We start from the raw sequence: 26947 nt of genomic DNA on the forward strand, positions 1-26947 counted from the left end.
ATCCTGGGGCTGGGGATGGGGGAGCGGCTATCGGTCTCGCGGGAGATAAAAAACCTGATGCGTGAGACCGGAACGATGCATCTGATGGCAATCTCGGGATTGCATATTGCGCTGGCCGCTTCTGCTGTCTGGCTACTGGCTCGGGGCATCCAATTTTTCCTGCCGGGCCGCTGGATTATCTGGCAAGTGCCCTTACTGGCAGGTCTGCTTTTTGCCGCGTTTTACGCATGGCTAACGGGATTGCAGCCGCCCGCGCTGCGTACGGTTATGGCGCTTGTGGTACTGGCTGCATTAAAAATGAGTGGTCGTCAGTGGTCGCCCTGGCAGGTATGGCTTACCTGCGTGGCGGCGATCCTTTTTTTCGATCCGCTGGCGGTACTGTCACAAAGCCTGGCGTTATCCGCGTTTGCGGTCGCCGCGCTTATTTTTTGGTATCAGTGGTTGCCTCTCCCGCACTGGCAACGTGGCCGGTGCCTGCGGCCGCTGGTTACGCTGTTGTATTTGCAGGTTGGAATGCTGCTGCTTCTGTTGCCGCTTCAGGTACTGATTTTCCATGGTTTCAGTCTCTCCTCGCTGGTGGCGAATCTGTTTGCTGTTCCTCTGGTAACGTTTATCTCAGTTCCACTGATCCTGCTCGGCATGTTTCTGCATCTGTTTCCGGTGGCGACGCTGGAAAGTATCGTCTGGCTGGCTGCCGATAAGTCTCTGGCAGGACTTTTCTGGCTATTGATGCGTTTACCGAATGGCTGGCAGGACGTGGATGAACGCTGGCAATACCTGACGTTACTGCCGTGGCTGCTGATCATTGGCTGGCGATTCAGGGCCTTCAGCGCAGTACCCGCAGTCTGTCTGGCAGGCAGCGTGGTGATGGCATTTCCCCTCTGGCACAGGATTAAAACTGACAGCTGGTCCCTGCATATGCTGGATGTAGGGCAAGGGCTGGCGATGGTCATTGAGCGTCACGGGAAGGCCATTCTGTATGACACCGGGCTGGCATGGCCCGGTGGGGACAGCGCGCAGCAGCTGATTATTCCCTGGCTACGCTGGCATCATCTTAGGCCGGAAGGGGTGATCCTGAGCCATGAACATCTCGACCACGCGGGGGGACTGGCATCGCTAAAAGCTGCCTGGCCTGCAATGTGGATCAGAAGCCCCTTAGCCTGGACCGGACATCTTCCGTGCTTTCGTGGACAGCGATGGCAGTGGCATGGGTTAACGTTCTCCGTGCACTGGCCACCCGAAAACACCTCGGCGAAAGGTAACAACCGCTCCTGCGTGGTAAAAATCGATGACGGCGAACAGAGCGTTTTACTGACCGGAGATATTGAAGCGCAGGCAGAACTGGCAATGTTGAGCCACCGCTGGCGTCAACTTGCGGCTACACTGATTCAGGTGCCGCATCATGGGAGTAACACGTCATCCTCAACACCGCTGCTACAGCGCGTAGAGGGGCAGGTTTCGCTGGCCTCGATGGCCCGCTATAACGCGTGGCGTTTCCCTTCCATCAAAGTAGTCAGGCGCTATCGAACTGAGGGATATCTCTGGCTTGATACCCCGCAGTCCGGACAGATAACTGTGACGTTTTCGCACCAAAGTCGGCAAATTCGCCGCTTACGTGAACACTATTTACCGCGTTGGTATCATCAGTGGTTTGGCGCGCCCGTAGATAACGGGTAGAATATGCGGCTATTTCAACAAATGCTGGTTTTTTGAATGCATAACGACAAAGATCTCTCCACGTGGCAAACGTTCCGCCGGCTCTGGCCGATGATTGCACCTTTCAAAGCAGGCTTGATCGTGGCGGGCGTAGCGTTAATCCTCAACGCAGCCAGCGATACGTTTATGTTATCGCTTCTCAAACCGTTACTGGATGACGGTTTTGGTAAAACGGATCGTTCAGTGCTGCTATGGATGCCGCTGGTGGTTATTGGGCTGATGATCTTACGCGGAATCTCCAGCTATGTATCCAGCTACTGCATCTCCTGGGTATCCGGTAAAGTGGTGATGACCATGCGCCGTCGGTTATTCAGCCATATGATGGGGATGCCAGTCTCATTCTTTGACAAACAGTCAACCGGTACCCTGCTGTCGCGTATTACCTACGATTCAGAGCAGGTGGCGTCGTCCTCTTCCAGCGCACTGATTACCGTTGTGCGTGAAGGCGCATCCATCATCGGTCTTTTTGCGATGATGTTCTATTACAGCTGGCAACTGTCGCTGATCCTTATTGTGCTGGCGCCGATTGTCTCCATCGCGATCCGCGTGGTATCAAAGCGTTTTCGCAACATCAGTAAAAATATGCAGAATACGATGGGGCAGGTGACTACGAGCGCCGAGCAGATGCTGAAAGGCCATAAGGAAGTGTTGATCTTCGGCGGTCAGGAAGTCGAAACCAAACGCTTTGACAAGGTCAGCAACAAAATGCGCCTGCAAGGGATGAAAATGGTATCGGCCTCGTCGATTTCCGATCCGATCATTCAGCTGATTGCCTCTTTGGCCCTGGCCTTCGTCCTATATGCAGCAAGCTTCCCGAGCGTCATGGAAACCCTGACTGCGGGTACCATTACCGTGGTGTTCTCATCCATGATTGCGCTGATGCGTCCGCTGAAATCGCTGACTAACGTCAACGCCCAGTTCCAGCGCGGGATGGCAGCCTGTCAGACGCTGTTCAGCATCCTCGATTCCGAACAAGAAAAAGATGAAGGTACACGCGTGATAGAGCGCGCTAAAGGTGACCTGGAATTCCGCAACGTGACCTTTACCTATCCAGGCCGTGAAGTGCCGGCGCTGCGTGATATCAGCCTGTCCATCCCGGCGGGTAAGACCGTTGCACTGGTCGGTCGTTCCGGTTCGGGCAAGTCGACTATTGCCAGCCTGATTACCCGTTTCTACGATATCGACCAGGGCGAAATCCTGCTTGATGGTCACGACCTGCGGGAATATACCCTACAGTCGTTGCGTAACCAGGTCGCGCTGGTTTCGCAGAACGTGCATCTGTTCAACGATACGGTGGCGAACAACATTGCGTATGCCCGTACCGAAGAGTACAGCCGTGAAGAGATCGAGAATGCGGCGCGTATGGCCTATGCGATGGACTTCATTAACAAAATGGATAACGGTCTGGATACGATCATTGGCGAAAACGGGGTGCTGCTCTCCGGTGGTCAGCGTCAACGTATCGCGATTGCCCGAGCGCTGTTGCGCAACAGCCCGATTCTGATCCTCGATGAAGCAACGTCCGCACTGGATACGGAATCTGAACGCGCTATCCAGTCGGCTCTGGATGAATTACAGAAAAACCGTACCTCGCTGGTTATCGCGCACCGTCTGTCGACCATCGAACAGGCTGACGAAATCGTGGTGGTGGAAGACGGCGTTATCGTTGAACGCGGCAGCCATGCGGACCTGCTGGAACAACGTGGTGTATACGCGCAGCTTCATAAAATGCAGTTCGGTCAATGATTGCACGCATCTGGTCGGGTGAATCCCCTCTGTGGGTGCTGCTTCTCCCGCTCTCCTGGCTGTATGGCCTGGTGAGCGGTGCTATTCGTCTGCTTTATCGCCTCGGGATCAAGCGCGCCTGGCGCGCACCGGTACCGGTCGTGGTGGTCGGCAACCTGACGGCGGGTGGAAACGGCAAAACGCCGGTGGTGATCTGGCTGGTAGAACAGCTCCAGAAGCGCGGTATCCGCCCGGGAGTTGTTTCACGCGGTTACGGTGGTAAAGCGGCGCAGTATCCACTGGTGCTGAGCCCAGCTACGACTACCGCTGAAGCCGGTGATGAGCCGGTACTGATTTACCAACGTACTGGCGCGCCGGTTGCGGTATCGCCGATGCGCAGTGATGCCGTAAAGGCACTGCTTGCAGAGCATGACGTACAAATCATAATTACCGATGATGGTTTGCAGCATTACGCGCTGGCGCGTGACAAAGAGATCGTGGTTATTGACGGCGTGCGGCGTTTTGGCAACGGCTGGTGGCTGCCAGCCGGTCCAATGCGTGAGCGTGCGTCGCGCCTGAAGAGCGTCGATGCCGTGATTGTAAACGGTGGTGAAGCCAGAGCGGGTGAGATCCCGATGCATCTTCGTCCCGGAAAGGCAGTGAATATGCTGACCGGCGAGCGTAAAGACGTCGCGTTACTGGATCATCTGATTGCGATGGCCGGGATTGGTCATCCGCCGCGTTTCTTCGCGACGCTGGAGCAGTGCGGCGCGCGGCTGGAGAAACGGGTACCGCTGGCCGATCACCAGGCGCTGGTTGCCGAAGAGATTGAGAGGCTGGCCGCACCGGGCCAGACGCTGATCATGACGGAAAAAGACGCGGTAAAATGCCGGGCCTTTGCGAAAGAAAACTGGTGGTATCTGCCGGTTGATGCTGAACTCAGCGGCGAACAGCCGGAACATTTGCTCAAGGAACTGCTCGCGTTAGTGCAGTAACTTCTACGCGGTTCCGGTGGCGCTTTGACTGACAGGAAAACGCATGTCTCTACCGCAACTCTCACTTGCAGCCGCACGAAACCTGCATCTTGCCGCCCAGGGGCTTCTGAAAAAGCCCCGCCGCCGCGCGCAGCCAGCGGATATCCTCTCTACCGTGCAACGCATGTCGTTGCTGCAAATCGACACCATTAACATCGTGGCGCGTAGCCCGTATCTGGTCCTGTTTAGCCGCCTGGGAAACTATCCTCCGCAGTGGCTGGATAATGCGCTAAGTCAGGGTGAACTGATGGAATACTGGGCGCATGAAGCCTGTTTTCTCCCGCGCAGCGATTTTGCACTGGTGCGTCACCGAATGCTCGCCCCGGACAAAATGGGCTGGAAATACCGCCAGGAGTGGATGGCGGAACACGCGGATGAAATAGAACAACTGATTGCCCATATTCAGGAAAACGGTCCGGTACGCTCTGCGGATTTTGAACACCCGCGAAAAGGCGCAAGCGGATGGTGGGAGTGGAAACCGCACAAACGCCATCTTGAAGGGCTGTTTACGTCGGGCAAAGTGATGGTGGTCGAGCGCCGCAACTTTCAGCGCGTTTATGACCTCACGCACCGCGTTATGCCTCACTGGGACGATACGCGTGACCTGCTGTCTCAGGACGCAGCCGAAGCCATCATGCTCGGGAACAGCGCCCGCAGCCTGGGCATATTCCGCCCACAGTGGCTGGCGGATTATTATCGCCTGCGTCAGCCGCAGCTAAAACCGCTGCTGGAAACGTGGCAGCGTGAACAGCGCGTGATGCCGGTCTCGGTTGAGTCGTTAGGTGAAATGTGGCTGCATGCGGATTTGTTCCCTCTGCTGGCGCAGGCGCAAGAGGGCAAACTCCAGTCGACCCACAGTGCCGTGCTCTCGCCGTTCGACCCCGTTGTCTGGGACAGAAAGCGGGCCGAACAGCTGTTTGATTTCAGCTACCGTCTGGAATGCTACACCCCGGCGCAAAAACGTCAGTACGGTTATTTTGTTTTGCCGTTGCTTCATAAAGGGCAGCTTGTCGGGCGCATGGACGCTAAAATGCACCGTAAAACCGGCACGCTTGAAATTATCGCGCTCTGGCTGGAAGAGGGCATAAAAGTCACGGCTGGCCTGGAAAAAGGGCTAACGTCTGCGCTCAGTGAATTTGCGCGCTGGCAGGGGGCGTATGAAATTGTACTCGGTCGCGTGCCTGCGGGGCTGTTTACGACCTGTCGAGGTGGCTGGGAAACAGGCACTCCCTGAAAAAAGAATGTGGTAAGCTTTAGCAATTACCCATACGGAGGAACTATGGATCACCGTTTACTTGAAATTATTGCCTGCCCGGTGTGCAACGGCAAACTGTATTACAGCCAGGATAAACAAGAGCTGATTTGCAAACTGGACAGCCTGGCGTTCCCGCTGCGTGACGGTATTCCGGTCCTGCTGGAAAATGAAGCCCGTTCTCTGGTGGCAGAAGAGATCAAACCATGAGTTTTGTTGTCATTATCCCTGCGCGTTATGCTTCAACGCGCCTGCCAGGTAAACCACTGGTGGATATCAACGGTAAACCGATGATTGTGCATGTCCTTGAACGGGCACGCGAATCGGGCGCCGGACGCGTCATCGTCGCCACCGATCACCCGGATGTCGCGCGAGCGGTTGAGGCCGCGGGTGGGGAAGTGTGCATGACCCGTGCCGACCACCAGTCAGGCACCGAGCGCCTGGCGGAAGTCGTCGAAAAATGCGGTTTCAGTGACGAGACGGTGATTGTGAACGTGCAGGGCGATGAGCCGATGATCCCGGCGGCTATTATCCGTCAGGTGGCCGACAACCTGGCCCAGCGTAAGGTTGGCATGGCGACCCTCGCGGTGCCGATTCACCACGCTGAAGAGGCGTTCAATCCGAATGCGGTGAAAGTGGTCATGGACGCAGAGGGCTACGCGCTCTATTTCTCCCGCGCCACCATTCCGTGGGATCGCGATCGTTTCGCGCAATCGAAAGAGACGATCGGCGAAACCTTCCTGCGCCACATCGGTATTTACGGCTACCGCGCCGGCTTTATTCGTCGCTATGTCGCCTGGGCACCAAGCCCGCTTGAGCATATCGAAATGCTCGAACAGCTTCGCGTGCTGTGGTACGGCGAGAAAATTCACGTTGCGGTTGCCCAGGAAGTCCCTGGCACCGGCGTGGATACGCCTGAAGATCTCGAGCGCGTACGCGTCGAAATGCGTTGATTCGCTGGCATCCCCTCGTTCTGGGGGGATGTTCTCTTCCTTTTCTTTTTCATTATTGATCTCGACCGGGTGACATCCGGGTTTCGCGCGCTCATTATAAAAGCAGTAGTCTTAATGGGGGTAATCTCATATGGAACAGCTGCGTGCTGAACTCAGCCATCTCCTTGGCGAAAAGCTAAGCCGGGTGGAATGCGTGAATGAAAAGGCCGATACCGCACTCTGGTCGTTGTACGACAGTCAGGGAAACCCCATGCCGCTGATGGCCAGAAGTTTTACCTCGCCGGGCGTCGCCAGACAGCTGGCCTGGAAAATGTCGATGCTGGCGCGGGAAGGGACTGTCCGTATGCCGACGGTCTACGGCGTGATGACCCATGAGGAGCATCCCGGCCCGGATGTTCTGCTTATTGAACGTTTACGCGGGGTTTCTGTTGAAGCTCCGACGCGTACACCGGAGCGCTGGGAACAGCTGAAAGATCAGATTGTCGAGGCCCTGCTAGCCTGGCATCGGCAGGACAGCCGGGGTCTTGTTGGCGCGGTAGACAGCACCCAGGAAAACCTGTGGCCGCTGTGGTATCGCCAGCGTGTTGAAGTGCTGTGGGGCACGCTGAACCAGTTCAACAACACCGGTTTAACGATGCAGGACAAACGTATTCTGTTCCGCACCCGGGAGTGTCTGCCGACGCTGTTTGAGGGCTTTAACGACAACTGCGTGCTGGTTCACGGCAACTTCACGCTGCGCAGTATGCTTAAAGACTCGCGCAGCGATCAGCTTCTTGCGATGGTCGGGCCGGGGATCATGCTCTGGGCGCCGCGCGAGTACGAACTGTTCAGGCTGAGCGAGGGCGGGGCGGCGGAAGATTTGCTCTGGCACTATCTTCAGCGCGCCCCCGTTGCGGAGGCCTTTCTCTGGCGACGCTGGCTCTATCTTCTCTGGGATGAGGTGGCGCAACTGGTCAACACCGGGCGCTTTAATCGGGCCAGTTTCGATCTGGCCGCAAAATCACTCCTGCCCTGGCTTGCCTGACGAACCCTTAAGCCACTGCCACAGGCGGCCAAGCGTCTCGTAACCGACGCGGTCGCTGTGCATCAGCCATACCGGGGACGGGATTATCCGTTCCCACGGGTTGAGCGGGGCGTCAATGGCCAGCTGGTTTGCCGGAGCAGGAAGCGGATGCAGGCCCTGATTCTCAAAGAAAATCATTGCGCGCGGCAGGTGTGAAGCAGAGGTCACCAGCAGGAACGGCACATCACCGATGGCTTGTTTCACCGCAGCAGCTTCTTCTTCGGTATCTTTTGGGCTATCCAGCGTGATGATGGCGGAACGTGGTACGCCAAGCGATTCAGCCACTCTTGCCCCTGCTTCAGCGGTACTTACCGGGTTGGTTTTTGCCGCAGCGCCCGTGAAGATCATCTTCGATCCCGGATTGGCCAGCCACAGGCGGATCCCCTCGTTCAGACGCGGCAGACTGTTGTTGATCAGGTTCGAGCTGGGCGCCCAGTTCGGATCCCAGGTATACCCGCCGCCCAGCACCACGATATAGCCCACCTTCTGTTTTCCCTGCCATGTAGGGTAGGTGTTTTCAATCGGGCGTAACAAACCGTCAGCGACCGGTTGCAGGCTGAGTAACAGCAGCGCCAGCCAGCCCACGGTGACGAGGGATTTACCGCTTTTCTGAAAGCGGCTAAACCATATCAATGCCAGCCCCAGCGCGATGAGAAGCAACAGCAGGGGAAGGGGAAGCATCATGCCTCCGATATATTTTTTTAGGGTAAAAAGCATCCTTTTTGGTTCCTTTTTTAACCATACAGCAGGCGATTGCCCGTGATATTACACCAGAGTGGTTCATTCTCCGCGCGGGTGTGACAAAATAGCGGTTTTGCAGTGAGTGGAACCCTCCCAATGCGGGATCGCAATTTTGATGACATCGCGGAAAAGTTTTCGCGCAACATTTATGGCACCACCAAAGGTCAGCTTCGTCAGACGATCCTCTGGCAGGATCTGGATAAGCTGCTGGCTGAATTTGGTGACCGACCGTTGCGCGTACTGGATGCCGGCGGTGGGGAAGGGCAGACTGCAATTCTGATGGCGCAGCGGGGACATCACGTCACGCTTTGCGATCTTTCTGCCGAGATGGTTGCGCGCGCCGGGCGAGCGGCAGAAGAGAAAGGTGTGAGCGACAACATGCATTTTATACATTGCGCCGCTCAGGACATTCCGCAGCATTTGGAAACGCAGGTTGATCTGATATTGTTTCATGCTGTGCTCGAATGGGTCGCCGAACCACAAGCGATGTTAAAAACGCTGTGGTCGATGTTGCGCCCGGGCGGTGCGTTATCGCTGATGTTTTACAATGCCAACGGCCTGCTAATGCGAAACGTGCTGGTCGGCAATTTTGGCTATGTACAGCAGGGCATGTATAAAAAGAAACGACGCACGCTTTCACCGGATTTCCCCCGTGAACCGCAGCAGGTCTATGGCTGGCTGGAGGAGATCGGTTGGGAAATTACCGGCAAAACTGGCGTGAGGGTGTTTCATGATTATCTGCGTGATAAACAAAAACAGGATGACTGTTTAGACGCCTTAACAGAAATAGAGACGCGGTACTGCCGCCAGGAGCCTTATCTGAGCCTTGGCCGCTATATCCACGTCACCGCGCGCAAGCCGCAGATGCAAGGATAATCTATGAGTGAATTTTCCCAGACAGTCCCCGAACTGGTTGCCTGGGCCAGGAAAAACGATTTCTCCATCTCGCTGCCGGTAGACAGACTCTCATTCCTGCTGGCGGTTGCGACGCTAAACGGCGAACGCCTGGATGGCGAAATGAGTGAAGGCGAACTGGTGGATGCGTTCCGCCACGTCAGTGATGCGTTTGAGCAAACCAGCGAAACCATTAGCGTGCGTGCCAACAACGCAATCAATGATATGGTGCGTCAACGTCTGCTGAACCGCTTTACCAGCGAGCAGGCGGAAGGAAACGCCATCTATCGTCTTACGCCACTGGGCATTGGCATTACCGACTATTACATCCGCCAGCGCGAATTTTCCACGCTGCGTCTCTCCATGCAGCTCTCCATTGTTGCAGGCGAGCTGAAGCGTGCCGCCGACGCGGCTGATGAAAACGGTGACGAATTCCACTGGCATCGCAACGTTTACGCGCCGCTAAAATACTCGGTCGCCGAGATTTTCGACAGTATCGATCTGACTCAACGTCTGATGGACGAACAGCAGCAGCAGGTCAAAGACGATATCGCTCAACTGCTGAATAAAGACTGGCGTGCGGCCATCTCCAGCTGTGAACTTTTGCTGTCAGAAACGTCCGGTACGCTACGTGAGTTGCAGGATACGCTGGAGGCGGCTGGGGATAAGCTACAGGCCAACCTGCTGCGCATCCAGGACGCGACGATGGCGCACGACGATCTGCATTTTATCGACCGTCTGGTGTTTGATTTGCAGAGTAAGCTTGACCGCATTATCAGCTGGGGCCAGCAGTCGATCGACCTGTGGATCGGTTACGACCGCCACGTGCATAAATTTATCCGTACCGCCATCGATATGGATAAGAACCGCGTCTTTGCTCAGCGTCTGCGCCAGTCGGTACAGACCTACTTTGATGCGCCGTGGGCGCTGACCTACGCCAACGCCGATCGTCTTCTGGATATGCGCGACGAAGAGATGGCGCTGCGTGATGAAGAGGTTACCGGGGAACTGCCGCCGGATCTGGAATACGAAGAATTTAACGAAATTCGCGAGCAGCTTGCGGCGATGATCGAAGAACAGCTCGCTGTCTATAAAGCCAGACAAGCACCGCTGGATCTTGGCCTCGTGGTACGCGACTATCTGGCGCAGTATCCGCGAGCGCGCCACTTCGATGTAGCCCGCATTGTTGTAGACCAGGCGGTGCGCCTGGGCATCGCACAAGCCGATTTCACCGGACTGCCGCCGAAGTGGCAGCCGATTAACGATTACGGAGCCAAGGTACAGGCGCATGTCATTGACAAATATTGAACAAGTGATGCCAGTTAAGCTGGCACAGGCGCTGGCGAATCCGTTGTTTCCGGCGCTGGACAGCCAGCTGCGTGCCGGTCGTCACATTGGCCTTGACGAGCTGGATAATCACGCCTTTTTGATGGACTTTCAGGAGTATCTGGAAGAGTTTTACGCTCGCTATAACGTTGAGCTGATCCGCGCGCCGGAAGGGTTTTTCTACCTGCGTCCGCGCTCTACTACGCTTATTCCGCGCTCGGTGCTTTCCGAACTGGATATGATGGTCGGCAAAATTCTCTGCTACCTCTACCTCAGCCCGGAACGTCTGGCGAATGAAGGGATCTTCACCCAGCAGGAGCTTTACGATGAGCTGCTGTCGCTGGCGGATGAAAGCAAGCTGCTCAAGCTGGTAAATAATCGCTCGACGGGGTCCGATCTGGACCGTCAGAAATTACAGGAAAAAGTTCGCTCTTCCCTGAACCGTCTGCGCCGTCTGGGAATGGTCTGGTTCATGGGTCACGACAGCAGCAAGTTCCGCATTACCGAATCGGTCTTCCGCTTTGGTGCCGACGTGCGTGCGGGTGACGATGCGCGTGAAGCACAGCTGCGCATGATCCGTGACGGTGAAGCGATGCCGGTGGAAAACCATTTGCAGCTCAATGACGAGCACGAAGAGAATCAGCCGGATAGCGGGGAGGAAGAGTAATGATTGAACGCGGTAAATTTCGCTCACTAACGCTGATTAACTGGAACGGCTTCTTTGCCCGAACCTTCGATCTGGATGAGCTGGTGACAACGCTCTCCGGCGGTAACGGGGCAGGTAAATCCACCACCATGGCGGCCTTCGTGACGGCGCTGATCCCTGACCTGACTCTGCTGCACTTCCGTAACACCACTGAAGCGGGTGCAACGAGCGGCTCCCGAGATAAAGGGCTGCACGGTAAGCTGAAAGCGGGCGTCTGTTATTCGGTGCTGGACGTGATCAACTCCCGTCATCAGCGCGTGGTTGTAGGCGTGCGCCTGCAGCAGGTTGCCGGCCGCGACCGTAAAGTAGATATCAAACCGTTTGCGATCCAGGGGCTGCCAACCTCCGTGCAGCCGACCGCGCTGCTGACGGAAACCCTGAATGAACGTCAGGCGCGCGTTCTGACGCTCCAGGAGCTGAAAGACAAGCTGGAAGCCATCGAAGGCGTGCAGTTTAAGCAGTTTAACTCCATTACCGACTACCACTCTCTGATGTTCGATCTCGGCGTGGTGGCCCGTCGTCTGCGCAGCGCGTCAGATCGTAGTAAATACTACCGTCTGATTGAAGCCTCCCTGTACGGCGGTATCTCAAGCGCCATTACCCGCTCCCTGCGCGACTACCTGCTGCCGGAAAACAGCGGCGTGCGTAAGGCCTTCCAGGATATGGAAGCCGCGCTGCGTGAAAACCGCATGACGCTGGAAGCGATTCGCGTTACGCAATCTGACCGCGATCTGTTTAAGCACCTGATCAGCGAAGCCACCAACTACGTGGCGGCAGACTATATGCGTCACGCCAACGAGCGCCGTATTCATCTCGATCAGGCGCTGGAATACCGCCGCGAGCTGTTTACCTCCCGCAAACAGCTGGTCGCCGAGCAGTATAAGCATGTCGAAATGGCGCGCGAACTGGGCGAGCACAACGGTGCCGAAGGGGATCTGGAAGCCGATTACCAGGCGGCCAGCGATCATCTGAACCTGGTGCAAACCGCGCTGCGTCAGCAGGAAAAAATCGAGCGTTATGAAGCCGATCTCGATGAGCTGCAAATTCGTCTTGAAGAGCAAAATGAAGTGGTGGCAGAAGCCGCCGATTTGCAGGAAGAGAACGAAGCCCGCGCGGAAGCCGCCGAGCTGGAAGTGGATGAGCTGAAAAGCCAGCTCGCAGACTACCAGCAGGCGCTGGACGTGCAGCAGACCCGCGCGATCCAATACAACCAGGCGCTGCAGGCGTTGCAGCGTGCCAAAGAGCTGTGCCACCTGCCGGACCTGACCCCTGAAAGCGCTGACGAATGGCTGGATACCTTCCAGGCCAAAGAGCAGGAAGCCACTGAGAAACTGCTTTCTCTCGATCAGAAAATGAGCGTGGCGCAAACGGCACACAGCCAGTTTGAGCAGGCGTACCAGCTGGTGGTGGCGATCAACGGTCCGCTGGCGCGTAACGAAGCGTGGGACGTTGCCCGTGAGTTGCTGCGCGACGGCGTCAATCAGCGCCATCTGGCCGAGCAGGTGCAGCCGCTGCGCATGCGCCTGAACGAGCTGGAACAGCGTCTGCGTGAACAGCAGGAAGCTGAGCGTCTGCTGGCGGAATTCTGCAAACGTCAGGGTAAAAATTACGATTTCGACGAGCTTGAGGCTCTGCATCAGGAGCTGGAAGCGCGTATTGCGGCCCTGTCCGATACCGTATCGAACGCCAGCGAACAGCGCATGACGCTGCGTCAGGAGCTGGAACAGCTTCAGTCCCGTTCGAAGACGCTCTTACAGCGTGCGCCGATCTGGCTGGCCGCACAAAGCAGCCTGAACCAGCTCAGCGAGCAGTGTGGTCAGGAGTTTGCCTCCAGCCAGGACGTCACCGAATACATGCAACAGCTGCTGGAGCGCGAACGCGAAGCGATTGTTGAGCGTGACGAAGTGGGCGCGCGCAAGCGTGACGTCGATGAAGAAATCGAGCGTTTAAGCCAGCCTGGCGGCTCAGAAGATCCGCGCCTGAATGCGTTAGCCGAGCGTTTCGGCGGCGTGCTGCTGTCTGAAATTTACGACGACGTCGGCCTGGACGATGCGCCGTACTTTTCCGCGCTGTACGGTCCGTCCCGTAACGCGATTGTAGTGCCGGATCTGTCGCTGATTTCTGACCAGCTTGCAGGGCTGGAAGACTGCCCGGAAGATCTCTACCTCATCGAAGGGGATCCGCAGTCGTTTGATGACAGCGTATTCAGCGTCGACGAGCTGGAAAAAGCGGTGGTGGTGAAAATCGCCGATCGCCAGTGGCGCTATTCGCGCTTCCCGGAACTGCCGCTGTTTGGCCGCGCCGCGCGTGAAAACCGTATTGAAAGCCTGCACGCCGAGCGTGAAACGCTTTCAGAGCGTTTTGCGACCCTGTCGTTTGACGTGCAGAAAACCCAGCGTCTGCATCAGGCGTTCAGCCGCTTTATCGGCAGCCATCTGGGCGTTGCCTTCCAGCCCGATCCGGAAGCCGAAATTCGTAAGCTCAACACCCGCCGCGGTGAGCTGGAGCGTGCGCTTGCCAGCCATGAAAATGACAACCAGCAAAGCCGCGTGCAGTTTGAGCAGGCGAAAGAAGGCGTTGCGGCCCTTAACCGCATCCTGCCGCGCCTGAACCTGCTGGCGGACGATACGCTCGCCGACCGCGTGGATGAGATTCAGGAACGTCTGGACGAAGCGCAGGAAGCGGCGCGCTTTGTGCAGCAACACGGCAATCAGCTGGCAAAACTGGAGCCGATGGTTTCCGTTCTCCAGAGCGACCCGGAACAGTTTGAGCAGTTAAAAGAAGATTACGCCTGGTCACAGCAGGTGCAGCGCGAAGCGCGTCAGCAGGCGTTTGCCCTCACGGAAGTGGTGCAACGTCGCGCACACTTCGGCTACTCCGATTCAGCAGAAATGCTGAGCGGGAACAGCGATCTGAATGAAAAGCTGCGCCAGCGTCTTGAGCAGGCCGAAGCGGAACGAACGCGCGCCCGTGAAGCGATGCGTACTCACGCTGCACAGCTGAGCCAGTACAGCCAGGTCATGGCATCGCTGAAAAGCTCCTTCGACACCAAGAAAGAGCTGTTAAATGACCTGCATAAAGAGTTGCAGGACATTGGCGTGCGCGCCGACAGCGGCGCAGAAGAGCGGGCGCGTATTCGCCGTGATGAGCTGCATGCTCAGCTCAGCAACAACCGTGCGCGTCGTAATCAGCTCGAAAAAGCGCTGACCTTCTGTGAAGCGGAGATGGACAACCTGACGCGTCGTCTGCGCAAGCTGGAGCGCGACTATTTTGAGATGCGTGAACAGGTTGTGACCGCGAAGGCGGGCTGGTGCGCGGTGATGCGCATGGTGAAGGACAACAACGTGGAGCGTCGTCTGCACCGTCGCGAGCTGGCGTACCTGTCAGCCGATGAACTGCGCTCTATGTCGGATAAGGCGCTGGGTGCGCTGCGTCTGGCCGTGGCGGACAATGAACACCTGCGCGACGTGCTGCGCATGTCCGAAGATCCGAAGCGTCCTGAGCGCAAAATTCAGTTCTTCGTGGCGGTTTATCAGCACTTACGCGAGCGTATTCGTCAGGACATCATCCGTACCGACGATCCGGTTGAAGCGATCGAACAGATGGAGATCGAGCTGGGCCGTCTGACGGAGGAGCTGACCTCCCGCGAGCAGAAGCTGGCAATCAGCTCCCGCAGCGTGGCGAATATTATTCGTAAAACCATTCAGCGCGAGCAGAACCGTATCCGTCAGCTGAACCAGGGCCTGCAAAGCGTGTCGTTTGGCCAGGTCAACAGCGTGCGGCTGAACGTGAACGTGCGTGAGGCGCACTCCACGCTGCTTGACGTGTTGTCTGAACAGCATGAGCAGCATCAGGATCTGTTCAACAGTAACCGCCTGACCTTCTCCGAAGCGCTGGCGAAGCTGTATCAGCGTCTGAATCCGCAGATTGACATGGGCCAGCGTACGCCGCAAACCATCGGCGAGGAGTTGCTGGACTACCGCAACTATCTGGAAATGGAAGTTGAGGTTAACCGTGGCTCAGACGGCTGGCTGCGCGCGGAATCCGGTGCGCTCTCTACCGGTGAAGCCATCGGTACCGGTATGTCGATTCTGGTGATGGTGGTGCAGAGCTGGGAAGATGAAGCGCGTCGTCTGCGCGGCAAGGACATCTCTCCATGCCGTCTGCTGTTCCTCGATGAAGCCGCGCGTCTCGACGCCCGCTCCATCGCCACGCTGTTTGAGCTTTGCGAGCGACTCGATATGCAGCTCATCATCGCGGCGCCGGAAAACATCAGTCCGGAAAAAGGGACAACCTATAAGCTGGTGCGTAAAGTGTTCCAGAACAGTGAACATGTACACGTCGTAGGTCTGCGTGGCTTTGCGCCGCAGCCTCCGGAGTCTTTACCGGGCACGGCTGACGCCTCTTAACCCGGGGTATGATAAAAGGCGGCGCTCAGGCGTCGCTTTTTTTATTCACTTAACTTGTGTTCAGGGCTGCGTTATCTTTAAACTTCTTTACATAAGGCAAGGCAGCAGCGTGTATGCCTTTCTATACTGAAGGAAAGCTCCAGCATACTGGGCATGTCGTGAAAAACAGGGGGCAAGGGATGTTGCTTAAGAAAGATCGTGGTCGTCAGCTGTCTGCGCTGAGTTTGTGCCTGACAGTGATGTTTGCTCCACTGTTTACCGCTCAGGCCGATGAGCCTGAAATTGTACCGACTGACAGCTCCGCGACGATGGGCGCGCAGCCGACGTCGCTGTCACAACCGCTGGATCAGTCTCCGGCGACGGCCATCATGGCCGGCATTAAACCGCTGCCGGAAGGCATCGATACTGAATCATTACGCCAGCAGCTTATGACCGGGCTGCCCTCGGGCTATACTCCCGCTTATATTAACCAGCTCACGCTGCTTTACGCTGCGCGCGATATGAAACCGATGTGGGAAAATCGCGAGGCGGTACGTGCCTTCCAGCAGCAGCTGGCTGAAGTGGCGATTGCAGGTTTTCAGCCACAGTTCACGACCTGGGTTGAACTCCTGACCGACCCTGCCGTTACCGGACAGGCGCGTGACGTGGTGCTGTCTGATGCCATGATGGGCTACTTGCAATTTGTGGCGGGGATTTCGGTGAACGGCAACCGCTGGTTATACAGCAGTAAACCGTACAAGCTGGCGACGCCCGCGCTGTCCGTCATTAATCAGTGGCAGCTGTCGCTGGACAACGGTGAACTGCCGCGCTTTATCGCAAGCCTTGCGCCCGCCCACCCGCAGTATGCCACGATGCATCAGTCGCTTCTTGAGCTGGTCGCGGATTCCCGCCCGTGGCCTCAGTTGCGTGGAACAGCAACGCTGCGTCCGGGACAATGGAGCAGCGATGTGCCTGCGATTCGCGAAATTATGAAACGGTCTGGCATGCTTGACAGCGGCCCTAAAATTGCGCTGCCCGGCGACGATACGCAAAACGCAGTCGTCAGCCCGTCGGCGCCGGTAAAAGAGAAAACCGCCGTTGCGCTGAGCAATAAGCCCGCCGCTTACGATCGCGAGCTGGTCGCGGCAGTGAAGCAGTTCCAGGCCGCGCAGGGGCTGGGCGCCGACGGCGTGATTGGTCCATCGACTCGCGACTGGCTGAACGTCTCTCCGGCCCAGCGGGCAGGGGTGCTGGCGTTGAATATCCAGCGCTTGCGCTTGCTGCCGGGCACGTTATCCACCGGCATTATGGTCAACATTCCGGCGTACTCCCTGGTCTACTATCAGGACGGTAGCGAAGTGCTGGCGTCCCGCGTGATTGTGGGTCGACCTGACCGCAAAACGCCGATGATGAGCAGCGCGCTGAATAACGTGGTGGTTAACCCGCCGTGGAACGTGCCGCCGACGCTGGCGCGCAAAGATATCCTGCCTAAGGTCTGGAATGACCCGGGCTATCTGGAGCGACATAACTATACGGTGATGCGTGGCTGGAACAGCAAAGAAGCGATTGACCCCTGGATGGTCGACTGGTCAACGATTACGCCTTCGAACCTGCCGTTCCGTTTCCAGCAGGCACCAGGTGCGCATAACTCGCTCGGACGTTACAAATTCAATATGCCAAGTTCGGACGCAATCTATCTGCATGATACCCCGAACCATAATCTGTTCCAGAAAGACGCACGCGCGCTCAGTTCTGGCTGCGTTCGCGTGAATAAGGCCTCGGAGCTGGCGAATATGCTGTTGCAGGATGCAGGCTGGAACGATACGCGGATATCAGATGCCCTGAAGCAGGGGGATACGCGTTACGTCAATATCCGCCACAATATTCCGGTCAATCTTTACTATCTGACGGCGTTTGTGGGCGCGGACGGACGTACCCAGTATCGTACAGATATTTACAATTATGATCTGACAGCGCGATCCGGCGCACAAATCTTGCCAAAAGCGGAACAATTAATCAGGTAAATGAAGTAGTTCGGTAAAAATGATTGTCGTAAGTTATGGTGAATATGAGGCGATCTGGTTGCAAGCCGCGTATTCACTGGGGTTGGGCGCCTTGACGTAGCAGGCTTTGCCAGTTATGGTGCCCTTCGTGCGCTAAGCATATTGACAATTTCTTTTACCTGTAGACCTGATTATCATGGACAAATTTGACGCTAATCGCCGCAAATTGCTGGCGTTAGGTGGCGTTGCGCTGGGCGCAGCAGCCATCCTTCCGACGCCAGCATTTGCCACCCTCTCGACACCTCGTCCGCGTATTTTAACGCTCAACAATCTGCATACTGGTGAGACGCTTAAAGCGGAATTTTTCGATGGCAGAGGCTATATTCAGGATGAATTAGCACGACTCAACCATTTTTTCCGTGATTTCCGCGCGAACAAAATCAAAGCCATCGACCCTGGATTATTCGATCAGCTTTACCGCTTGCAGGGACTGCTGGGGACCAAAAGGCCGGTGCAACTCATTTCTGGCTATCGCTCTCTGGATACCAACAATGAACTGCGCGCCCACAGCCGTGGGGTAGCGAAAAAAAGCTATCACACCAAAGGGCAGGCGATGGATTTCCATATTGAAGGCGTTTCGTTAGCCAATATTCGCAAAGCGGCGTTATCTATGCGCGCAGGTGGTGTAGGATACTACCCACGTAGCAACTTTGTGCATATTGATACCGGGCCGGTTCGGCACTGGTAATAACGAAACACAGGAGCAGTATGAACTATCGTATTATTCCGGTTACCGCGTTCTCACAGAACTGTTCATTGATCTGGTGTGAACAAACTAAACTGGCCGCGCTTGTTGATCCCGGTGGCGACGCTGAGACAATCAAGCAGGAAGTCGCTGCCAGCGGTGTAACGCTGATGCAGATTTTACTGACCCATGGCCATCTTGACCATGTGGGTGCAGCGGCTGAACTGGCTGAACACTACGGTGTGCCGATTATCGGCCCGGAAAAAGAAGATGAGTTCTGGCTTCAGGGGCTGCCTGCCCAAAGCCGCATGTTTGGTCTGGATGACTGTCAGCCACTGACACCGGACCGCTGGCTGAACGAAGGCGATCGCGTTAACGTAGGGAATGTAACTTTACAGGTGTTGCATTGCCCCGGGCATACGCCTGGCCATATTGTCTTCTTTGATGACGTGTCACGCCTGCTGATTTCCGGTGACGTGATTTTCAAAGGGGGCGTAGGACGCAGCGATTTCCCACGCGGCGATCACGGTCAGCTGATTCAGTCGATTAAGCAGAAGTTATTACCGTTAGGTGATGATGTGACGTTTATCCCTGGACACGGACCAATGTCAACGCTGGGCGATGAGCGGTTGCATAACCCGTTCCTTCAGGATGAAATGCCTGTCTGGTAAACCCTTTCAATAAAAAAGCCTGCGCGATGCAGGCTTTTTTTATGGGTGCAGGTTACAGCACCGCGACAATGGCTTCGCACAGTGGCGCCATGTTGTCAGGCGTCATACCTGCAACGTTCACGCGGCCAGAGGCAACGGCATAGACGCCAAACTCTTCACGCAGGCGCAGCACCTGCTCTTTGGTCAGGCCGCTGAAGGAGAACATGCCGTTCTGCTTGATGATGAAGCTGAAGTCACGGTCGGCGCCTTTCTCAGCCAGCGTGTTCACAAACAGCAGACGCATGCGTTGAATGCGCTGACGCATATCGTTCAGCTCTTGTTCCCAGATTGCGCGCAGCGCATCGTTGCTCAGGATCGTCGCAACTACAGACGCACCGTGTGCCGGTGGGTTGGAGTAGTTAGCGCGGATCACGGACTTCATCTGGCTGAATGCGCGATCGACAGTTTGATCGTCAGCGGCCACCAGCGTACAGGCGCCGACACGCTCGTTATACAGACCAAAGTTCTTGGAATAGGAGCTTGCGACAATCAGCTCCTGATGGACGGCGGCGAATGCGCGCAGACCTTCAGCATCTTCTTCCAGACCACGGGCAAAGCCCTGGTAAGCGAAGTCGAACAGCGGCAGCCAGCCTTTTTCAACGGACAGCTTAGCCAGCTGTTCCCACTGTTCAAGCGTAGGATCGATACCAGTTGGGTTATGGCAGCAGCCATGGAACAGCACCACATCGCCCGCCTGGGCTTCGCTCAGGCTGGCCAGCAAACCATCGAAGTCCAGCGCGTGGTTTGCCGCGTCATAGTAGGCGTATTCACGGACTTCCAGACCCGCAGAATTAAACACGCTCTTGTGGTTCGGCCAGCTTGGATTGCTTACCCAGACACGCTTAACAGAGGTGTTTTTCGCCAGGAAATCTGCCGCCACGCGCAGTGCGCCGGTACCGCCTGGGGTCTGCGCCGTGCGGGCGCGTTTTTCGCTCACAATGGTGCTGCCTTTGCCGAACAGCAGCTCCTGGGTGCAGCGACCAAATTCAGGGATACCATCAATACCGAGGTAGTTTTTGGTGGTTTCGTTTTCCAGCAGATACTGCTCAGCTTTTTTGACGCTGGTCAGTACCGGAGTTTTGCCGGTTTCATCTTTATATACACCAATACCCAGGTTGATTTTGCCAGGGCGGTCGTCGGCACGAAACAGATCGGCCAGGCCCAGAATTGGGTCGGCAGGAGCGGCAGTAATGTTCTCAAACATGACGAAGTTCCATTGTGATTACAGAAGTGAAATCCGCTATCAGGTTAACGGTAGATTTACAAAATGCCAACCGTTTGCGACGAAAAGCGTGCGGCTTTTCAAAAGTCGCTATTATTTTCTCTCGGGAATAAAAAAACAGGGCCGAAGCCCTGTTCATTAAGCATATAGCAACGAGGTGTGCTGATTAGAACTGGTAAACCAGACCCAGAGCCACGATGTCGTCGTTGTTGATGCCCAGCTTGTTGTCGTCTTTCAGCTGGTTGATCTGATAGTCAACATAGGTAGACATGTTTTTGTTGAAGTAGTAGGTCGCACCGATATCAACGTAGTTGATGTAGTCTTCGTCACCGATACCTTCTACGTCTTTCGCTTTAGATTTGTAGTAAGCGATGGATGGACGCAGGCCGAAATCGAACTGGTACTGAGCGACAACAGAGAAGTCCTGAGACTTGTTAGCGAAACCACGGCTGCCCAGGCGCGCTGCGTTACGCATTTCGCCATAAATGGCTGCCAGGTAGATGTTGTTCGCGTCGTATTTCAGGCCGGTTGCCCACTGTTCAGCTTTGTCGCCTTTACCCCATTCCAGCGTCTGCTGGTTGTTGGTACGGTCAGCGGCGCCATAAGCACCGACAATGCCGAAGCCTTCGTAGTCATAGCTCAGAGAGGTCGCCCAGCCGTCGCCGTTGGAACGTACTGCGTCATCACGTTCATTTTTGCCCAGGTACTGAACACCAAAGTTCAGACCGTCAACCAGGCCGAAGAAGTTGCTGTTACGGTAAGTCGCCAGACCACCCGTACGGCCTGCGAAGAAGTTATCGCTCGCGCCGGTGTCGCCGCCAAACTCAGGCAGCATATCGGTGATGCCGATTGCGTCATAGACCAGACCGTAGTTACGACCGTAGTCGAAGGAGCCTGCGTCACCAAATTTCAGACCTGCGAATGCCAGACGGGTTTTGTTGCCGTTCTGCGCATCGCCGCCTTCAGAGTTGTTACCCTGGAAATTGTATTCCCACTGACCGTAGCCAGTCAGCTGATCGTTGATCTGAGTTTCACCTTTGAAGCCCAGACGCGCGTAAGTGTTGTCGCCATCGTTGCCCGCGTAATCAGAGAAGTAATGCAGGCCAACTGCTTTCCCGTAAAGATCTAATTTGTTGCCGTCTTTGTTATAGATTTCAGCAGCGTTTGCTGCACCGGCTACCAGCAGGGCAGGGACTACCACTGCCAGGATATTGCGCTTCATCATTATTTATTACCCTCATTGGTTTTTTTATGACACTCGCCACTGCCGTCAATAAATTCTGTCAATAAATATTTCCGGAACTATTGATGAGAGTTAGGTGTCTTTATGTGTCTGACAGGCATCTTTCCATTCATAGAACCGTTTCGCTACACTGAAAGTGCTACAATCTTCAAGATTCAGTTACCAAAAGAAAATATATGTAACTAAATATGTATTTTTGGGAACTTTGTGAAGCACCTCAAACTTCAGCGCGTTCTGGTGAATTAAACCTCCGCTTTATTCTTATATATATGATTTCCTTATGTTTAATTTAGCTAAAGGTCTTTCGTATAAACAGAAGTTAAACGGCTCATTTTTTCTTATAATCGACAAAAGCCATCCAGATGGCTGTGAAAGTGGTTGTTTTTTGTGCTATTACGTAAGGATTGTATTAAGCGCAATAAGAATAGGGTTATTTTTTTGTCTAAGGATATTTCGTGGAAACAAAACGTAACAGGTAGAGGGAATTGCGGGGTTGTGGTTTATAGACGCTTACTTTTGACTGACGAAAACTGACATTGCAGGATAAAATAATGGCCAGCATTTGCTGGCCATTAATGATTTGGTCGGTTAGAAACTTGCGTTACGCGGTGTGCGTGGGAACGGAATCACATCACGTACGTTCTGAACACCTGTTACGTAAGCAATCAGACGTTCGAAGCCCAGGCCAAAGCCAGAGTGCGGAACGGTGCCGTAGCGACGGAGATCGCGATACCAGCTGTAGTCCGCCGGGTTCAGGCCCATCTCCTGCATACGCGCGTCCAGTACATCCAGGCGCTCTTCACGCTGGGAGCCACCGATGATCTCACCGATGCCCGGCGCCAGAACATCCATCGCGGCAACGGTTTTACCATCTTCGTTAAGGCGCATATAGAACGCCTTAATGTCTTTCGGATAGTTTTTCACCACAACCGGTGCTTTGAAGTGCTTCTCTGCCAGATAACGTTCATGCTCGGAGGAGAGATCCACGCCCCAGTAAACCGGGTTTTCGAATTTCTCACCGCATTTTTCCAGGATAGCGACCGCGTCGGTGTAATCCACCTGCGCGAAGTCTGCGGAGACGAAGCGCTCAAGACGGGCGATGGCGTCCTTATCGACACGCTCAGCGAAGAATTTCATGTCGTCTGCGCGTTCTTCGAGAACGGCTTTGAACACGTATTTCAGCATCGCTTCTGCCAGGCCAGCCACGTCATTCAGATCGGCAAAGGCGACTTCCGGCTCCAGCATCCAGAATTCCGCCAGGTGACGGCTGGTGTTAGAGTTTTCCGCACGGAAGGTTGGGCCGAAGGTGTAGATCTTAGACAGCGCACAGGCGTAGGTTTCGCCGTTGAGCTGGCCGGAAACCGTCAGGAAGGCTTCTTTACCAAAGAAGTCTTTGTCGTAATCGACTTTACCTTCCGGCGTACGCGGCAGGTTTTCCATATCCAGCGTTGAAACGCGGAACATTTCACCTGCGCCTTCGGTATCGGATGCCGTGATCAGCGGAGTAGACACCCAGAAGTAACCCTGCTCGTCAAAGAATCGATGCAGCGCCTGCGCCAGCGTATGACGCACGCGCGCCACTGCACCAATCAGGTTGGTGCGCGGACGCAGGTGCGCAACTTCACGCAGATATTCGATGCTGTGACGCTTTGCAGCCATCGGATAGGTGTCCGGATCTTCAACCCAGCCGGTCACTTCCACCGAGGTCGCCTGAATTTCGTAGCTCTGACCCTGGCCCGGAGAGGCCACCACAACACCGGTGACGATCACGGAACAGCCGGTTGTCAGGTGCAGAACGTCATCATTGTAATTGGGCAGAGAATTATTAATGACGGCCTGTACAGGATCAAAGCAGGAACCGTCATAGACGGCGAGGAAGGAGATGCCAGCTTTAGAATCTCGGCGAGTACGCACCCATCCGCGCACGGTGACCTCCTGGTCAACGGCGACACGGCCCTGGAGTACGTCGGCTACAGGCACAACGCTCATAATATTCTCTCTGTTAATAGTCGGAAAAAATAAACACTTGTCCGCCCTTATAGGGGGGATATCTATGTTACCTGCCATCCGCTATCAGACAAGTAAATTTCACCGTCTTAAGAGAAGAAATAAGAAATTAATAAGAGAAGGGGAGCCATGAAGGCTCCCCCGAAGCCGTTAACTGGCTTTTTTAACCTGAGGCAGATCGAAGGCTTTACGTAATGCGCGGACAAACGCTTTGTCATGGCAGATGGTTTTGCCCGGGCTGTCGGAGAGCTTCGCGACCGGCTTACCGTTACATTCCACTAGCTTTATGACGATGTTCAGCGGTTTCACCTGGGGGATATCACAGGTTAAGCGCGTACCAATTCCGAAACTCAGGTTCACCCGCGATGAGAAGTGGCGATAAAGGTCGACGGCTTTCGCCAGGTCAAGGTTATCGGAGAAGACCAGCACCTTACTCATGGGATCGATACCCAATTTTTCGTAATGGGCGATGGCTTTCTCACCCCATTCAACCGGGTCCCCGGAATCATGGCGCAAACCCTGGTAGCGTTCGGCAAACTCAGGGCCAAAGTCGCGCAGGAACGCGTCCATGGTAATGCAGTCGGTAAGGGCAATACCCAGCCGATCCGGGTATTCCTCAAGCCACGCGGCGAGGGCGGCGCGCTGGCTGTTGGCAAGGTCAGGGCTGATCTGCTGGTGCGCCTGGAACCATTCGTGCGCCTGGGTACCCATCGGCGTTAAATCAAGGCGACGCGCCAGATCGTAGTTACTGGTGCCAACGAACCACGGCTCCTGTTGCAGACGTCTGACAATGGCTTCCTGAACCTCGCGAGAGAAGCGGCGGCGCGTGCCAAAGTCCATCAGACGGAAGCGGGACATATCCAGCCCTTCTGTCAGTCTGGAAAACTCAACGAGTTTATTCTCCAGAGCGGCAACCGCCTGCGTTACACCGGTTTCAGGGGAGCGATAACGGTGGGCCAGCTCGCTGATCACGGCCAGAAGCGGCACTTCCCACATGATCACTTCGCGCCACGGGCCGGTCAGACGAATGTCCAGCTTGCCGTTATCATTGGTGACGGTGACCTGTTCCGGCTTATAGCGGAACTCACGCAGCCAGTTCAGATAGTCCGCTTTAAAGAAAGGCAGGCCTGAAAGCCACTGATATTCGTCATCGGTGAGCGCCAGATGCTGCATGGCATCGACCTGTTCACGAATGGAATCTGCGTAGATACCCAGCAAGTCGTCACCCCGGCAGCGAAATTCCGCCGCAACATGAACATCATGATAGTGGTGAAACACGGCTTGCTGCATATGCAGCTTGTACGCGTCGGTATCCAGCAACGTATGCAGAACCGGAGAAGCGAATTGAGTCATAGGTGCGCTGTAGCATCCTCTCACGGGAGCGTTTAGTACAATAAACAACTCCGGAGTATACCCTGTTTAGTGATTTATTGAACCCCGATCACAACATAAGCACACTTTATGGTCGAGCGCATTTCGTGCCCCGTGTTATAAAAATGTAGCAACATGGCTGCTAACCACTTGAATTTAAGGTTTTCTACTGCGCTACTATCATGCTTTGGGGCAGCGATGGGGCAATGTGTGAAAGCGCCTTGTTGAGCAGAGTAACCTGTTCGCCGCTCTTCTCTGACATCCACTTTCCATACACCTTGTAAACCATCTGTGCATCGGTATGCCCCATTTGAGTTGCTATAAAGTTTGGGTTTGCACCAGCTGATAATGACCAGCACGCATAGGTATGCCGTGACTGGTAAGCGTTGCGGTAACGAATGCCGGCGCGCTTGATTATCGGGGCCCAAATTTTATTAATCGAATTAACCGCATAATGATATCCTCTTCGGGACCCACGCTTGACGCATTGAGGGCTGAAAACGAAAGTGCATGGATGTATGACTGACTGGCCATATTCACGCAAATTCACTTCAACCTCATGCTGCCGGCCAAGGCGCGTCAGTTGGGCCTGATTCCTGAGGGCATCAATAGCTGGTTGTATGAGATAAATCACCCTGTCAGTGCCTGCCTCGGTTTTTGGCAGGGTGAACTCATACGTTTGGGTAAGGTTGCGCTTAACCGTAATGGTTCCCGCGGTGAGATCGATGTCTTCCCATGCAAGACCACATAATTCCCCATGCCTCATTCCGGTATAAACGGCGACGGTCCAGAGATTTCGCATCTGCTGGTGGCCGCACGCCTGAATGAACCTGATGAACTCGTCGGTCGTGAGTGGATCTGGTTCGTCTTTTGCCTTCCTGAGCCGGTTAATTCCGCTAAACGGGTTTTCCTTTGCGTAGCCGTTATCAGCTCCAAACTGGAAGATCTCGGCCATCAGCATCATGTAATTATTCACCGTGGAAGACTTCCGGCCTTTTACCTGTGTCCGGTGATCCTTCTTCATTACATGGAAGCCCGTCAGCAACTCCTTCCTGACATACAGCAAATCTTCAGTGGTAACCGCAGAAACCATTTTATTTTCGCCGATGCGCGGAAGCATGTTTTTTATGATGGATTCGTACCTACTCATGGTATTAGAGCTGATCTCCATTCTCTTCAGCTCTGACCATCTTTCGGTAAGCTCCAGCACAGTAATTTCCTTTCTATCCTGACCGAACCGGGAAAGGTTCGGTGAGTTTGGGAATTTTTCTGCATAGTTAAAATTCCCCATCCTTATCGCAAAACAAACCGAAGAACGCAGCTCACCAGCTATCTTGCGATTTTTTGCAGTGTCAGGGACACCGAGGTTTTCCCTGACACGTTTACCTTTATAAAGAAACCAGATGCGGAGCGAACCGCCGTGGTTTTCGACGCCTGTCGGGTATGATGCATTAGCCATTGATCCCTCCTGACGTCCAGGAGCGTGGACGAGTGTACTGCTTTTCATGCTGTCTTCGCACCTGGTTGATTTTTTTTCTGTGCCTCGATCCACTGATCAACGGCTTTCCTGTTGTACATGCATTCGCTCGAAGGCTTGGGATTACCATCTGGTGAAATGTGCAGGTACTCGCGGCCCAGCATCCAGGATTCTTTTCTGGCGCGGGTGATGGTTCCGGGCTTGAGCCCGGTAACCGCAATCAGAACCTTTTCGCTAACCCAGCCATTCGGTACCAGAAGAACAACGTCGCTCATAATCACCTCAGTGCATAACTGGCATGTCAGGCATGCCTTCTTTCTGAATCTGTTCGATGAAACTGTCGTGCAGCAAATTAAAACCCTCCCGGCCAA

Annotated in this window: 21 protein-coding genes and 1 pseudogene; 14 read left to right on the plus strand and 8 right to left on the minus strand. The window is 55.0% G+C overall.

Annotation, left to right across the window (positions count from 1 at the left end; translation table 11 throughout):
• The 7 genes from C3451_RS21870 to C3451_RS21900 all read left to right on the plus strand — a co-directional run.
• A partial coding sequence (locus C3451_RS21870) for a DNA internalization-related competence protein ComEC/Rec2 (protein WP_124304413.1) occupies positions 1-1677 on the plus strand: 1677 nt, incomplete at its 5' end.
• A gap of 36 nt (positions 1678-1713) precedes the next feature.
• Entirely contained in the window at positions 1714-3462 is a 1749-nt protein-coding gene (gene msbA / locus C3451_RS21875) for a lipid A ABC transporter ATP-binding protein/permease MsbA (RefSeq protein WP_023299725.1), read from the plus strand.
• Positions 3459-4436: a tetraacyldisaccharide 4'-kinase gene (lpxK, locus tag C3451_RS21880; RefSeq protein WP_045622041.1), complete on the plus strand. Its 978-nt coding sequence runs from the start codon at positions 3459-3461 to the stop codon at positions 4434-4436. Before msbA ends, lpxK begins: the two co-directional genes overlap by 4 nt.
• Positions 4437-4479: 43 nt before the next feature.
• Positions 4480-5709: a winged helix-turn-helix domain-containing protein gene (locus C3451_RS21885; protein ID WP_045622042.1), complete on the plus strand. Its 1230-nt coding sequence runs from the start codon at positions 4480-4482 to the stop codon at positions 5707-5709.
• A 45-nt stretch (positions 5710-5754) separates the two neighbouring features.
• Positions 5755-5937, plus strand: a complete 183-nt coding sequence (gene ycaR, locus C3451_RS21890) for a protein YcaR (protein WP_003858220.1) — start codon at positions 5755-5757, stop codon at positions 5935-5937.
• Positions 5934-6680 carry a 3-deoxy-manno-octulosonate cytidylyltransferase gene (gene kdsB, locus C3451_RS21895; RefSeq protein WP_045622043.1) on the plus strand — a complete coding sequence of 249 codons (747 nt, stop codon included), beginning with the start codon at positions 5934-5936 and terminating at the stop codon, positions 6678-6680. Before ycaR ends, kdsB begins: the two co-directional genes overlap by 4 nt.
• Positions 6681-6810: 130 nt before the next feature.
• Positions 6811-7704: a YcbJ family phosphotransferase gene (locus C3451_RS21900; protein WP_003858216.1), complete on the plus strand. Its 894-nt coding sequence runs from the start codon at positions 6811-6813 to the stop codon at positions 7702-7704.
• On the opposite strand, the gene elyC is transcribed toward C3451_RS21900, so the two are convergent.
• Complete coding sequence (elyC, locus tag C3451_RS21905) at positions 7681-8460, minus strand: envelope biogenesis factor ElyC (RefSeq protein ID WP_022647634.1); 780 nt, start codon at positions 8458-8460, stop codon at positions 7681-7683. The two genes, C3451_RS21900 and elyC, sit on opposite strands and share 24 nt — an antisense overlap.
• 120 nt (positions 8461-8580) lie before the next feature.
• Between elyC and cmoM the strand changes: the two genes are divergently transcribed.
• From cmoM to C3451_RS21940, 7 genes are all read left to right on the plus strand, one after another.
• On the plus strand, positions 8581-9360 hold the full coding sequence (gene cmoM / locus C3451_RS21910; protein WP_006809373.1) for a tRNA uridine 5-oxyacetic acid(34) methyltransferase CmoM: 780 nt from the start codon (positions 8581-8583) through the stop codon (positions 9358-9360).
• A gap of 3 nt (positions 9361-9363) precedes the next feature.
• Positions 9364-10686 carry a chromosome partition protein MukF gene (gene mukF, locus C3451_RS21915; protein ID WP_022647635.1) on the plus strand — a complete coding sequence of 441 codons (1323 nt, stop codon included), beginning with the start codon at positions 9364-9366 and terminating at the stop codon, positions 10684-10686.
• Positions 10667-11371, plus strand: a complete 705-nt coding sequence (gene mukE, locus C3451_RS21920) for a chromosome partition protein MukE (protein ID WP_003858208.1) — start codon at positions 10667-10669, stop codon at positions 11369-11371. Before mukF ends, mukE begins: the two co-directional genes overlap by 20 nt.
• A complete protein-coding gene (gene mukB, locus C3451_RS21925) occupies positions 11371-15819 on the plus strand; it encodes a chromosome partition protein MukB (protein ID WP_023299731.1) in 4449 nt (1482 codons plus the stop codon). Before mukE ends, mukB begins: the two co-directional genes overlap by 1 nt.
• A gap of 179 nt (positions 15820-15998) precedes the next feature.
• Positions 15999-17822, plus strand: coding sequence for a L,D-transpeptidase (gene ldtD / locus C3451_RS21930; RefSeq protein WP_032624528.1), 1824 nt, complete (start codon positions 15999-16001; stop codon positions 17820-17822).
• Positions 17823-17997: 175 nt separating this feature from the next.
• Positions 17998-18549 carry a YcbK family protein gene (locus C3451_RS21935; RefSeq protein WP_003858202.1) on the plus strand — a complete coding sequence of 184 codons (552 nt, stop codon included), beginning with the start codon at positions 17998-18000 and terminating at the stop codon, positions 18547-18549.
• Between the two features lie 20 nt (positions 18550-18569).
• Complete coding sequence (locus tag C3451_RS21940) at positions 18570-19217, plus strand: MBL fold metallo-hydrolase (protein ID WP_023299733.1); 648 nt, start codon at positions 18570-18572, stop codon at positions 19215-19217.
• A gap of 52 nt (positions 19218-19269) precedes the next feature.
• Here the strand turns inward: C3451_RS21940 and C3451_RS21945 are convergent, their stop codons facing one another.
• From C3451_RS21945 to C3451_RS24645, 7 genes and pseudogenes are all read right to left on the minus strand, one after another.
• Positions 19270-20460: an amino acid aminotransferase gene (locus C3451_RS21945; protein WP_023299734.1), complete on the minus strand. Its 1191-nt coding sequence runs from the start codon at positions 20458-20460 to the stop codon at positions 19270-19272.
• Positions 20461-20644: 184 nt separating this feature from the next.
• Positions 20645-21703, minus strand: coding sequence for a porin OmpF (ompF, locus tag C3451_RS21950; RefSeq protein WP_023299735.1), 1059 nt, complete (start codon positions 21701-21703; stop codon positions 20645-20647).
• A 606-nt stretch (positions 21704-22309) separates the two neighbouring features.
• On the minus strand, positions 22310-23710 hold the full coding sequence (gene asnS / locus C3451_RS21955; RefSeq protein WP_038415785.1) for an asparagine--tRNA ligase: 1401 nt from the start codon (positions 23708-23710) through the stop codon (positions 22310-22312).
• Positions 23711-23878: 168 nt separating this feature from the next.
• Entirely contained in the window at positions 23879-25081 is a 1203-nt protein-coding gene (gene pncB, locus C3451_RS21960) for a nicotinate phosphoribosyltransferase (protein ID WP_023299736.1), read from the minus strand.
• Between the two features lie 184 nt (positions 25082-25265).
• The gene (locus C3451_RS21965) at positions 25266-26558 is read right to left on the minus strand and encodes a site-specific integrase (protein WP_044901827.1); all 1293 of its coding nucleotides are present in this window, start codon (positions 26556-26558) and stop codon (positions 25266-25268) included.
• Between the two features lie 44 nt (positions 26559-26602).
• On the minus strand, positions 26603-26851 hold the full coding sequence (locus C3451_RS21970; protein WP_124304414.1) for an excisionase family protein: 249 nt from the start codon (positions 26849-26851) through the stop codon (positions 26603-26605).
• A gap of 7 nt (positions 26852-26858) precedes the next feature.
• Positions 26859-26947, minus strand: a pseudogene (locus C3451_RS24645) (hypothetical protein); the annotation flags it as partial.

The organism is Enterobacter sp. 301B (assembly GCF_003850715.1).
GTDB classification, from domain to species: Bacteria; Pseudomonadota; Gammaproteobacteria; order Enterobacterales; family Enterobacteriaceae; genus Enterobacter; species Enterobacter intestinihominis.